This is a genomic window from Gallaecimonas sp. GXIMD4217 (genome assembly GCF_038087665.1).
Lineage (GTDB): Bacteria > Pseudomonadota > Gammaproteobacteria > Enterobacterales > Gallaecimonadaceae > Gallaecimonas.
Window position 1 is genome coordinate 420,304 of record NZ_CP149925.1, and the last position, 11,371, is coordinate 431,674.

Below are 11,371 nucleotides of genomic sequence, written 5' to 3' on the forward strand. Positions count from 1 at the left end.
AGGGGGCGCCATGATAGCACATCAGTCCACGTAGAACTTGTGCTCGAACTTGAGGTTGATGGTGCTGTCCTGGGTGGCGATCTGGATATCGAAGCGGTAGGTCTCCTCGTTGGAGTGGGGTACCTCGGCAATATAATAGATGGCCTGACCTTCGCGGATCTCCTTGAAGTCCAGCTCGATGCGGTGTCCCAGCAGGTTGCGGGCTACCCCCTTGAGGGTGGCGGCCGTGGCCGGCTTGCCATCCTGGGCCTGGTCCAGCACCGACACATTGAGCAGGCCGGTGTAGCGGCTGCGCTTGATGCCGTAGTTGGCGGCCACTTCCGGGGGAAGGAAGGTGGTGGCCAGGGCCTGGTAGTGGACCTGGTAGTGGCCGGAGCTGATCATCTGTTCGGCATTGAGGCCGCCGACAAAGGCAAAGGCCACCGCCAATGTCATCAGCAGACGTCGGGTAAAGGCACCCATGGTTGTCTCCTTGTCTGATTTTTCCTCTAAGTATGGATAAGACCGTCTGGACCGCTAGGGCGTTTCGTTCAATAAGTGATTGATTGCCTCGGGAACTTGTGACGGCGCCTTGACCCGGATCCGCTTGTGCCGGCCCAGCTCCCCCTTCTCTATGCAGACCTGTCCCTTGGCAACCTTGCACTGCTTGGCCAGAAACTTCTGGATATGGGCATTGGCCTTGCCGTCCACGGGCGGGGCCGTGATGGCCAGCTTGAGTTCATCGCCGTGCAGGCCCATGAAGGCATCGCGGCTGGCCTTGGGCTGGACATAGAGCTGGAGGACGAGATCCCCGTCCTCCATTTGCACCGCCTCAGCCAAAGTGGATACCCGTCATATCGGCGATCAGCAGCTTCAGGAAGTAAAGCCCCAGCAGCAGCACCATGGGCGAGAAATCCAGGCCGCCCAGGTTGGGCAGCAGGCGCCGGATGGGCCTGAGCAGGGGCTCGGTCAGCTGGCCTATGGCCATGGCGATGGGGTTATAGCCCTGCATGACCCAGGACAGGATCACCCCGGCGATGACCACGTACAGCACCAGATCGAAGATGTTCTGGATCAGTGCCAGGGGCGTGGTGATCAGCAGTGGCAGCCAGGGCGGCAGGCCACCGCCGGCGATAAGGGTGATGGCGACGATCTTGGCCATGGTCAGGACCAGGGCGAACAGCACCGAGGCGGTGTCTATGGGCCCCAGGGCCGGGATGACGCGCCTGAGCGGCTTCAGCACCGGCTGGGTGGCCTTGACCACGAACTGGCTGAAGGGATTGTAGAAGTCGGCCCTGGCCCACTGCAGCCAGATCCGCAGCAGCACCACCATGATGTAGAGGTCGAACAGCGTCTTGACCAGAAACACGAAGGCGTTCATCAGAGCTCCTTGGCCATTTCCTTGGCACGGGCGATGGCAGCGTCCATGGCACCGGCCACCATGCCGGCCAGGTCGGCGTCCTTGAAGTGTTCAATGGCCTTGGCGGTGGTGCCGCCGGGCGAGGTCACCTGGCGGCGCAGTTCGCGGATGGGCATGTCGCTGCGCCGGACCATTTCACCGGCGCCGCGGGCGGTCTGCTGCACCAGCTCCCGGGCCGTGCCGGGGTCGAAGCCCAGCTCGATGGCCTTGGCTTCCATGGCTTCCATGAACAGGAAGAAATAGGCGGGGGCGGAGCCGGCCACGGCGATGATGTGATCCAGTTCGGCCTCGCTCTTGACCCAGGCGGTCTTGCCCACGGAGCGCATCAGCTTGTCGGCAAAGGAGCTGTCCGCCTCGTTGGTGCCCGGGCCGGCATAGAGGCCGGTGACGCCCAGGCCCAGCAGGCTGGGGGTGTTGGGCATGGTGCGGATCAGCGGCACCTTGGCGCCGAACCAGGTCTCGAAATGGTCCAGGGTGACCCCGGCGGCGATGGAGATGAACAGGCGCTTGCCGTCGTTGAGGTGCTTGAGCTCCTCGACGACCTTCTGCATGACCTGGGGCTTGACGCCCAGCACGACGACCTCGGCCTGCTCGACGGCGGCCAGGTTGTCCTGGGTGGTGTTGATGCCCAGCTCGGTGGCGAGCTTGTCCAGTTTACCTGGGGAAGGGTTGCTGGCGGTGATGAGCTGCTTGGGGTAGCCGGCGCCCACCAGGCCACCCATGATGGCGCCGGCCATGTTGCCGGCACCTATGAATGCGATCGCTTTGTGTTCCATGTTCACCCTTTTGTTTGGCGGGCACCGAAGATGGCGGTGCCCAATCGGACCAGAGTGGCGCCCTCCATGATAGCGGCTTCGAGGTCATTGCTCATCCCCATGGACAGGGTATCCACGGTTTCATACTGTCGCTTCAGCTTTTCATAGGCATGACGCAGGGTGGCGAAGGCGGCCCTCTGCCGGTCGGGATCGTCATCGGCCTTGGGGATGGCCATCAGGCCCCTCAGGGTCAGGTTGGGCAGTTCGTCGACCTTTTGGGCCAGCTTTTCGACCTGGTCCAGAGCAAGTCCAGACTTGCTGGTTTCGCCGCTGACGTTCACTTGTATGCAGATCTGGATAGGGTTAAGGTGAGCCGGGCGTTGTTCGTCCAGGCGAATGGCAATCCTTTCCCTGTCAAGGCTTTGCACCCAATCGAAGTGCTCGGCCACGATGCGGGTCTTGTTGGACTGGAGGGGGCCAATGAGATGCCATTGCACGTCCGGGCGTTTGAAGGCTGCTATCTTGTCTACGGCTTCCTGCACGTAGTTTTCGCCGAAGGCCCTCTGGCCGGCGTCATAGGCGGCATAAATATCCGCTAGGGGTTTGGTCTTGCTGACCGCCAGTAATTGAATGCTATCCGGGTCACGACCGGCGCTCAGGGCGGCGTCACAGATGCGCCTTCTGGCCGCTTGCAAGCGTTCTGCTATTGTTGTCATTGAGTGGCCCGCACGTTGGAGACATAAGAAGAGTCATGGATATTACCGAACTGTTGGCCTTTAGCGTCAAGCACAACGCGTCCGATTTACACCTTTCCGCTGGTGTTCCACCCATGATCCGGGTCGATGGTGATGTCCGCCGTATCAACCTGCCGTCCCTGGAACATAAGGAAGTGCACTCGCTCATTTATGACATCATGAATGACAAGCAGCGCAAGGAATATGAAGAGCACCTGGAAGTGGATTTCTCCTTCGAGGTGCCCGGCGTGGCCCGTTTCAGGGTTAACGCCTACAACCAGAGCCGCGGCTCCGCGGCCGTGTTCAGGACCATCCCCTCCAAGGTGCTGAGCCTGGAGGATCTGGGCGCCCCTGCCATCTTCAAGGATATCGTCACCAAGCCCAGGGGCCTGGTGCTGGTCACCGGGCCCACGGGTTCCGGTAAGTCCACCACCCTGGCGGGCATGATCGACCACGTCAACGACAACAGGAACGATCACATCCTGACCATCGAAGACCCCATCGAATTCGTCCACGAAAACAAGAAGTGCCTGATCAACCAGCGGGAAGTGCACCGCGACACCCACAGCTTTGCCGCCGCCCTGCGTTCGGCGCTGCGTGAAGACCCCGACGTGATCCTGGTGGGTGAGATGCGGGATCTGGAAACCATCCGCCTGGCCCTGACCGCGGCCGAAACCGGTCACCTGGTGTTCGGTACCCTGCACACCAGCTCCGCGGCCAAGACCATCGACCGTATCATCGACGTCTTCCCGGCCGGCGAGAAATCCATGGTCCGTTCCATGTTGTCGGAATCCCTGCAGGCGGTTATCTCTCAGACCCTGCTCAAGAAGACCGGCGGTGGCCGTATCGCCGCCCACGAGATCATGATCGGCACCCCGGCCATCCGCAACCTGATCCGCGAGGACAAGGTGGCCCAGATGTATTCCGCCATCCAGACCGGTATGTCCCACGGCATGCAGACCCTGGACCAGTGCCTGAAGGAGCTGGTCAACCGGGGCCTGGTCAATCGCCTGGATGCCCGCCACAAGGCGGTGGATAAGAGCGCTTTCTAAAGGAAAAGCCCATGGATATGAAGAGTCTGCTGCATCGCATGGCCGAGCTGGAAGCTTCGGACCTCTTTATCACGGCCGGCCTGCCGCCTTCCATCAAGGTCAACGGCGAGATCCGGCCGGTCACCGACCAGCGGCTGGGCCTGGCCGAGGCCAAGGCCATGGTCGAAAGCATCATGAACGACAAACAGAAGGCGGAGTTTGCCCAGCAAAACGACTGCAACTTTGCCATCAACGCCCGCGGCATAGGGCGCTTCCGGGTGTCTGCCTTTGTACAGCGGGAAGCGGCCGGCATGGTGCTGCGCCGCATCCAGACCGAGATCCCCACGGTCGAGGAGCTCTCTCTGCCGCCGATCCTCAAGGATCTGGCCATGACCAAGCGTGGCCTGGTGCTGATGGTGGGCGCCACCGGTACGGGTAAGTCCACCTCGCTGGCATCCATGGTGGGCTATCGCAACGAAAATGCCCGTGGCCACATCATCACCATCGAGGACCCCATCGAATTCGTCCACGAACACCGCAAGTCCATCATCACCCAGCGGGAGGTGGGCATCGATTGCGACTCCTTCGACGTGGCGCTCAAGAACACCCTGCGCCAGGCGCCGGACGTGATCCTGCTTGGTGAGATCCGCACCATAGAAACCATGGAGTTCGCCCTGGCCTTCGCCGAGACGGGCCACCTCTGCATGGCGACCCTGCACGCCAACAACGCCAACCAGGCCCTGGAGCGGGTGCTGCATCTGTGTCCCAAGGACAAGCGGGAGCAATTCCTGTTCGACATGTCCCTGAACCTCAAGGGCGTGGTGGCCCAGCAGCTCATACCCAAGAAGGACGGCAGCGGCCGGGCCGTGGCGGTGGAGGTGCTGCTCAACTCGCCCCTGGTCAGCGAGCAGATCCGCAAGAACGAACTGCACCTGCTCAAGGACACCATGGAGCGCTCCAACGAGCTGGGCATGAGGACCTTTGACCAGGCCATCTTCGAGCTTTACAGCAAGGGTGTCATCACCTATGCCGATGCCCTGCACTATGCCGATTCGCCCAATGATCTGCGCCTGATGATCAAGCTCAGCAAGGGTGAGGCCGGCTCCTCGGCCTCCCTTGAAAACGTCACCCTGGGTGACTAAGCTGTAAGCCTTATGAAAAAGCCGCCCCTGGGGCGGCTTTCTTATTGGTATTGATGCTCGAACCAGGACTCGAGGATCAGGCAGGCGGAGACCGAGTCGATCTTGCCCTTGTCCAGGGCCTGGAAGCCGCCATGTTCGAACAGCCACTCCTTGGCGGCGGCCGTGGTCAGCCGCTCGTCCTGGGTCTCGACCGGCAGCCCGAAACGGCCATGGAGACGGTTGGCGAACTTGCGGGCCGCGGCCGTGGTGTGCTGCTCGCTGCCGTCCATGTTCAGTGGCAGGCCCACCACCAGCAGATCCGGCTGCCACTCGCGGAGCAGCCCGGCCAGAAGGTCCCAGTTGGGCTGGCCGTCGCTGGCCTTGATGGCGCTCAGGGGGGAGGCGCTGGCGGTGACCTCCTGGCCGACGGCCACGCCGATGCTTTTGGCCCCGTGATCGAAGGCCAATATGGTTCTTGTTGTCATCAGGCGTGTCCTACGTCGGAAGAGAGTTGCCAGATATCGAAGCCGAGCCTTGCACAGGCCACTTCCCAGCGTTTTGACGGCGGGGTGTCGAAGAGCAGCTTGGCGGTGAGCTCCTCATCGGCGGGCACCACCAGCCAGGTATTATCGGTCAGTTCCTTTTCCAGCTGGCCGGCTTCCCAGCCGGCGTAACCCAGGGTGACCAGGAAGCGCTCCGGGCCCATCTCGGCGCCCAGGGCGCTGAGGATATCCACAGAGGTGGTGATCATCAGCTGGCTGTTGAGGCTGAGGCTGGCGTTATAGCCGCGCTTGGGACTGTGCAGCACAAAACCCCGCTCCGGGTTTACCGGCCCGCCCGAGTAGACGCAGCGGCCCCGCAGGCTTTCCGGCTCGCCTTCCACCAGCTCCAGCTGCTTGAGCATTTCGGTGATGGTGACGTCAACGGGCTGGTTGACGATCAGGCCCATGGCGCCCTCGTCGTTGTGCTCGCACAGGTAGGTGACGGTACGGGCAAAGTAGGGATCCGCCATGCTGGGGGTGGCGATCAGGAAATGGTTCTGCAAACTCCGCATAGACCAGGCCGATAAGGGATTTTACCTAATTATGGCAGCTAGGCAGGCGGCTTTGAAAGCCGCCCGGCCTTGCTTATTGCCGTTCCAGAGTGTCGAAAAGGCGGGCACAGATGTTGATGCCGGTTTCGCCTTCGATCTCGCGGACGCAGGTGGGGGAGGTGACGTTGATCTCGGTGAGCCTGTCGCCGATGATGTCCAGCCCCACGAAATAGAGACCCCGTTTCACCAGTTCGGGACCGACCCGCTCGGCGATGGCCCTGTCCGTTTCAGATAGCGGCCGTACCTCGCCGCGGCCGCCGGCGGCCAGGTTGCCGCGGGTCTCGCCGCCCTGGGGAATGCGGGCCAGACAGTATTCCACCGGCTTGCCGCCCACCACCAGCACCCGCTTGTCGCCGTCGGTGATCTCCGGCATGAACTTCTGGGCCATGCAGTAGCGCTTGCCGTGATGGGTCAGGGTCTCGATGATGACCCCCAGGTTGGGTTCGTCCTCACGGAGCCGGAAGATGGAGGCGCCGCCCATGCCGTCCAGGGGCTTGAAGATGACATCGCCGTGCTTCTGGTGGAAGGCCCGCAGGGCACCGTCGCGGCTGGTGACCAGGGTCGGCGGCGTCAGCTCCGGGAACCAGGCGGTGAACAGCTTCTCGTTGCAATCGCGTAAGGATCTGGGCTTGTTGACCACCCTGACCCCGGCCTCCTCGGCCCGCTCCAGCAGGTAGGTGGCGTAAATGTATTCGGTGTCGAAGGGGGGATCCTTGCGCATCAGGATCATGTCCAGCGCCGCCAGGGGCTGTTCCGCCGCCTCTTCCAGCCGGAACCAGTGTTCGTGGTCTTCCTGCACGTGCAGCCTGGCCATGCGGCCCAGGGGGGTGCCGCCGTCCATGGACAGATCGGCCATCTCCATGTAGTAGAGCTCGTGGCCCCGGCGCTGGGCCTCCAGGGCCATGGCGAAGGTGGTGTCCTTCTTGATGTTGATGGCCCCTATGGGGTCCATGATGATGCCGACTTTCATGGCAACTCCTTGTTAGCCCAGGTCGCCGTAGCGAAGCTGCAGGGCGGTAATGGCGGTCAGGGCAGCGGTCTCGGTGCGCAGCACCCGAGGCCCCAAGAGTACATCTTCGAAGCCCATTTGGGCAGCCAGGGCCACCTCTTCATCAGTGAAGCCGCCCTCCGGGCCGATCAACAGTCGGGCGGCGGTGAATTCACCGGGCAGGGTCTGGATGCTGTGCTCGGCGTGGGGGCTCAGGGTCAGGCGCACGCCCTCGAAGTCCTCGCCGCACCAGGTATCCAGCGCCATGGCGGCTCTCACCTGGGGCACCCTGGCCCGGCCGCTCTGCTCGCAGGCGGCGATGGCGATTTTCTGCCATTGGCCTACCTTCTTATCCAGGCGCTCGCCGCTGAGCTTGACACCGCAGCGCTCGGAAAACAGCGGCGTGATGCTGGCCACGCCCAGCTCCACGGATTTCTGGATCACGAACTCCATGCGCTCACCCCGGGAGATCACCTGGCCCAGATGCAGGGCCAGCGGCGACTCGTTGTCCTTGTGCTGCCTGTCGTCCAGGCGCACCCTCACCGTTTTCTTGCTGGCCTGGGTGATCTCGCCCCGGTAGTCGTGGCCGTCACCGTTGAACAGCACCAGCGCCTGGCCCGGCTGCATGCGCAGCACTCGGCCCACATGGTTGGCACCGTCTTCTCCCAAGGTCACTTCCTGGCTCAGGGGCAGGGACTGGGGCTCGTATATTCTGGGGATCCGCATCAGTGCTCCTTGTTGGCCAGCTGCAGGCAGGCTCTGGTGACGTGAGGGTTGTCGTTGCCCTGGATGGCACGAATACGCTGGTTGCGTTCGCACTCCCAGGCGGTAACGGGATACAGCCTGTGCCAGGCTTCGAAGAGTTTGCGCTGCTGCCCGGCGAGCTTCAGGCCGTGCCTGTCGCTCATGTAAAAATAGGTGCGGGCTATGGCGCCCTTGGCCCTTTGCGGCGGCGTGGCGCGGCGGCCCTTGAAATCCACCACCATGGGACACTGGCCATACTGGAACGGCTTGTCCCGGCTTTCCACGAAGCGGAAATTGGATCTGTCGCCGTTGACCTCGCCGACGGCCGGCACCAGGTTATGCAGATCCCCTTCCATGCGGGTGAAGGCCAGGTCCTTCTTGCAGGCCTTGCGCCCGCCCATTTGCCAGCATTGGCGTTGATGGCCGAACTCCCAGGCCGGCACTACGTGTTCCCACTCGATGCGGTTGGCCCGCCTCTGCTGCTTGCGGACCTGGTAGCCGCAGCTGGCCAGATCGGGCACCCCTTTCTTGCCCTGCCAGCTGATCGCGCAGCCGCAGTAGAAACTGCTGTTGTGGTCGGCGTAGATGCGCCTGGCATCCCGCTTGGCGGCGCTGAAGCTGTCAGCGGCCATGGCCGGCAGGCAAAATGCCACCAGCATTCCAATTAGCGCACGGCTCATGTCTGGGCCTTATGAATCTCTTATGGGGGCTATTTTCCGCCAAGGGGCGGGGCGGCTCAAGACGCACAGGCGTTTTGGCAAGGCCAGGCCCAGTTGAGGGTGAAGCTGTCTTGTTCCACCAAACAGGAATTCCATGGGCCACACTTAGCAAATGCCTGACGGCGAGCAAAGGCCATGGGCCTTGAAGGCATCAACACCGTCTTAGAGCGGATGCACGAAGGCAGGAGAGTCAGCTCGCTGAACCTGTACCGAGGACGATATGGAACTGATCGAAAAACACCTGGCCTTCGGCGGCGAGCAGCGCCGCTACCGCCACAGGGCCAAGACCCTGAACTGCGACATGACCCTGTCGGTGTTCCTGCCGCCCGGGGCCTGCAAGGAAACTCCTGTGCTGTACTGGCTGTCGGGTCTGACCTGCACCGATGAGAACTTCGTTCACAAGGCCGGTGCCCAGCGCATCGCCGCCGAGCTGGGCCTGGCTCTGGTGGTGCCGGACACCAGCCCCAGGGGCGAGGGTGTGGCCGACGACCAGGCCGATGATCTGGGCCTGGGCGCCGGCTTCTATGTCAACGCTACCCAGGCGCCCTGGGCCGAGCACTACCGCATGTATGATTATGTGAGCCGGGAGCTGCCGGAGCTGGTGGAAGGCCGCCTGGGCCTGTCCGGCAAGCGCGGCATCAGTGGCCACTCCATGGGCGGCCACGGCGCCCTGGTCATCGCCCTGAGGAATCGCCACTGCTACAGATCCGTGTCGGCCCTGGCCCCCATCAGCAATCCGCTCAGTTGCCCCTGGGGCAAGAAGGCCTTTGCCGCCTACCTGGGCGACAACCTGGCGGACTGGGAGTCCTATGATGCCGCTACCCTGCTGGCGGACGCCAAGGCGCCCTGGCCGATCCGGGTGGATGTGGGCATGGACGACCCCTTCCTGGACGAGCAGCTGTTGGTGGATGAGCTGGTCAGCGCCGCCGACAGCTCGGGTTCGGAGCTGGTGCTGCACAAGCGAGCCGGCTACAACCATTCCTACTTCTTCGTGGCCACCTTCATGGAAGATCACCTGCGCTTCCATGCCGCCCAGCTGAAATGAAAAAAGCCGCCTCAAGGCGGCTTGGTCATGCCGGCACCAGGGTGGCGCCACAGCCCTTGCAGCGGTACTGGGCCTGGCCCCGCTGCACCTTGTTGTGGCGGCGCACCGTCAGCCGGTGTTCCATGCAGAGGCAGCGGTAGGCAAAGCTGTCTTCCCGCACCGCGAAGTCATGGGTGCGCCTCGGTGCCAGCCCGAACACCTGGCTCATCATGGCCTGCCATTCCCGGCCGTGGGGGCGGCAGCGGGTGTCGTGATGGTGCCACACCAGCCAGTGGACCACCTCGTGGGGAACCACCTCCTGGAGGAAGGCGGCGCGGTTTTCCCGGTACAGGCTGGCGTTGAAGCGCAGCTGGCCCTTGCCGTGGTGGGCCTGGCCGGCGGCGCGGCCGCGCAGATCCAGGGTCACGGCCGGGCGGGGAAAGGGCTTGCCGAAATGTGCCTCGGCCCTGGCAAAGGCGGCCTCGACGGCCTCGATAAGTTGCTGCATGAAATAAAAAGGGGAGCCTAAGCTCCCCTTATTCTGCCGGTTGGCCTTACTTGAGGCCAGCGGCGGCGCGCAGCTCTTCGGCCTTGTCGGTCTTCTCCCAGGGGAATTCCTCGCGGCCGAAGTGACCATAGGCGGCGGTCGGCTTGTAGATGGGCCTGTTCAGGTCCAGCATCTCGATCAGGCCATAGGGGCGCAGGTCGAAGTGCTCGCGGACCAGCTGGTCGATGCGCTCTTCCTCGATCTTGCCGGTGCCGAAGGTCTCCACGGAGATGGAGGTGGGCTCGGCCACGCCGATGGCGTAGGAGACCTGGATCTCGCAGCGGTCGGCCAGGCCGGCGGCAACGATGTTCTTGGCCACATAGCGGGCGGCGTAGGCGGCGGAGCGGTCGACCTTGGACGGATCCTTACCGGAGAAGGCACCGCCACCGTGACGGGCCATGCCGCCGTAGGTGTCGACGATGATCTTACGGCCGGTCAGGCCGCAGTCGCCCATGGGGCCACCGATGATGAACTGGCCTGTGGGGTTGATGAAGTACTTGGTGTCCCTGGTCAGCATCTCGGCCGGCAGTACCGGCTTGATGATGTGCTCCATCACCGCTTCGCGCAGGGTTTCCTGATCGATGTCCGGGTTGTGCTGGGTGGACAGCACCACGGCGTCGATGGCCACGGGGATGCCGTTCTCGTAGACGAAGGTCACCTGGGACTTGGCGTCCGGGCGCAGCCAGTCCAGCTCGTGGCTCTTGCGGATGTAGGCCTGACGCTTGACCAGACGGTGGGCATAGGTGATGGGGGCCGGCATCAGCACGTCGGTCTCGTTGGACGCGTAGCCGAACATCAGGCCTTGGTCGCCGGCGCCCTGCTCACTGGGGTCGGCGCGGTCGACGCCCATGGCGATGTCCGGGGACTGCTTGCCGATGGCGTTCAGAACAGCACAGCTGTCGCCGTCGAAGCCCATCTCGGAGCTGGTGTAGCCGATCTCGCGAACGGTCTTACGGGCCAGATCTTCGATATCGACCCAGGCGGAGGTGCTGATCTCGCCACCGACGATGACCATGCCGGTCTTGACGTAGGTTTCACAGGCAACACGGGCCCTCGGATCCTGTTCCAGGATGGCATCCAGGACGGCGTCGGAGATCTGGTCGGCGATCTTATCGGGATGGCCTTCGGATACGGACTCGGAGGTAAAAAGACGTCTGGTCATTTCCCACTCAACTCATTGAAATGTTGGCAAGAAAAGCATGGTGACCGATTCTTG

General features: G+C 63.0%; 15 protein-coding genes. 3 read left to right on the forward strand and 12 right to left on the reverse strand.

Annotated features, from left to right (window positions below; all coding sequences use genetic code 11):
• Positions 1 to 21 precede the first annotated feature (21 nt).
• From WDB71_RS02125 to WDB71_RS02145, 5 genes are read right to left on the reverse strand one after another with little or no spacing between them, the layout of a single operon-like run.
• Positions 22 to 462, reverse strand: coding sequence for a DUF4426 domain-containing protein (locus WDB71_RS02125; protein ID WP_341503002.1), 441 nt, complete (start codon positions 460 to 462; stop codon positions 22 to 24).
• 54 nt (positions 463 to 516) lie between these two features.
• A complete protein-coding gene (yggU, locus tag WDB71_RS02130) occupies positions 517 to 801 on the reverse strand; it encodes a DUF167 family protein YggU (protein ID WP_341503003.1) in 285 nt (94 codons plus the stop codon).
• A gap of 10 nt (positions 802 to 811) precedes the next feature.
• The gene (locus tag WDB71_RS02135) at positions 812 to 1,360 is read right to left on the reverse strand and encodes a YggT family protein (protein ID WP_341503004.1); all 549 of its coding nucleotides are present in this window, start codon (positions 1,358 to 1,360) and stop codon (positions 812 to 814) included.
• Positions 1,360 to 2,175, reverse strand: a complete 816-nt coding sequence (proC, locus tag WDB71_RS02140) for a pyrroline-5-carboxylate reductase (RefSeq protein WP_341503005.1) — start codon at positions 2,173 to 2,175, stop codon at positions 1,360 to 1,362. The genes WDB71_RS02135 and proC overlap by 1 nt, the downstream gene beginning before the upstream one ends.
• Positions 2,176 to 2,177: 2 nt before the next feature.
• Positions 2,178 to 2,870, reverse strand: a complete 693-nt coding sequence (locus WDB71_RS02145) for a YggS family pyridoxal phosphate-dependent enzyme (RefSeq protein WP_341503006.1) — start codon at positions 2,868 to 2,870, stop codon at positions 2,178 to 2,180.
• 35 nt (positions 2,871 to 2,905) lie between these two features.
• On the opposite strand from WDB71_RS02145, the gene WDB71_RS02150 reads away from it, so the two are divergent.
• Both WDB71_RS02150 and WDB71_RS02155 read left to right on the forward strand, forming a co-directional pair.
• The gene (locus WDB71_RS02150) at positions 2,906 to 3,940 is read left to right on the forward strand and encodes a type IV pilus twitching motility protein PilT (protein ID WP_341503007.1); all 1,035 of its coding nucleotides are present in this window, start codon (positions 2,906 to 2,908) and stop codon (positions 3,938 to 3,940) included.
• Positions 3,941 to 3,951: 11 nt separating this feature from the next.
• A complete protein-coding gene (locus WDB71_RS02155) occupies positions 3,952 to 5,061 on the forward strand; it encodes a PilT/PilU family type 4a pilus ATPase (RefSeq protein WP_341503008.1) in 1,110 nt (369 codons plus the stop codon).
• Positions 5,062 to 5,102: 41 nt separating this feature from the next.
• Here WDB71_RS02155 and ruvX read toward each other — a convergent pair whose 3' ends face one another.
• From ruvX to WDB71_RS02180, 5 genes are all read right to left on the reverse strand, one after another.
• Positions 5,103 to 5,525 (reverse strand): Holliday junction resolvase RuvX, encoded by a 423-nt coding sequence (gene ruvX, locus WDB71_RS02160; protein ID WP_341503009.1) that lies wholly within the window; start codon positions 5,523 to 5,525, stop codon positions 5,103 to 5,105.
• Complete coding sequence (locus WDB71_RS02165) at positions 5,525 to 6,094, reverse strand: YqgE/AlgH family protein (protein ID WP_341503010.1); 570 nt, start codon at positions 6,092 to 6,094, stop codon at positions 5,525 to 5,527. The genes ruvX and WDB71_RS02165 overlap by 1 nt, the downstream gene beginning before the upstream one ends.
• A 73-nt stretch (positions 6,095 to 6,167) precedes the next feature.
• Entirely contained in the window at positions 6,168 to 7,103 is a 936-nt protein-coding gene (gene gshB, locus WDB71_RS02170) for a glutathione synthase (protein WP_341503011.1), read from the reverse strand.
• A 12-nt stretch (positions 7,104 to 7,115) separates the two neighbouring features.
• A complete protein-coding gene (gene rsmE / locus WDB71_RS02175) occupies positions 7,116 to 7,847 on the reverse strand; it encodes a 16S rRNA (uracil(1498)-N(3))-methyltransferase (RefSeq protein ID WP_341503012.1) in 732 nt (243 codons plus the stop codon).
• On the reverse strand, positions 7,847 to 8,524 hold the full coding sequence (locus tag WDB71_RS02180; RefSeq protein ID WP_341504170.1) for an endonuclease: 678 nt from the start codon (positions 8,522 to 8,524) through the stop codon (positions 7,847 to 7,849). The genes rsmE and WDB71_RS02180 overlap by 1 nt, the downstream gene beginning before the upstream one ends.
• 280 nt (positions 8,525 to 8,804) lie before the next feature.
• On the opposite strand from WDB71_RS02180, the gene fghA reads away from it, so the two are divergent.
• The gene (gene fghA, locus WDB71_RS02185; protein WP_341503013.1) at positions 8,805 to 9,629 is read left to right on the forward strand and encodes an S-formylglutathione hydrolase; all 825 of its coding nucleotides are present in this window, start codon (positions 8,805 to 8,807) and stop codon (positions 9,627 to 9,629) included.
• Between the two features lie 25 nt (positions 9,630 to 9,654).
• Here fghA and WDB71_RS02190 read toward each other — a convergent pair whose 3' ends face one another.
• Positions 9,655 to 10,116, reverse strand: coding sequence for a SprT family zinc-dependent metalloprotease (locus WDB71_RS02190; RefSeq protein ID WP_341503014.1), 462 nt, complete (start codon positions 10,114 to 10,116; stop codon positions 9,655 to 9,657).
• A gap of 46 nt (positions 10,117 to 10,162) precedes the next feature.
• A complete protein-coding gene (metK, locus tag WDB71_RS02195) occupies positions 10,163 to 11,317 on the reverse strand; it encodes a methionine adenosyltransferase (protein ID WP_341503015.1) in 1,155 nt (384 codons plus the stop codon).
• Between the last annotated feature and the right edge of the window lie 54 nt (positions 11,318 to 11,371).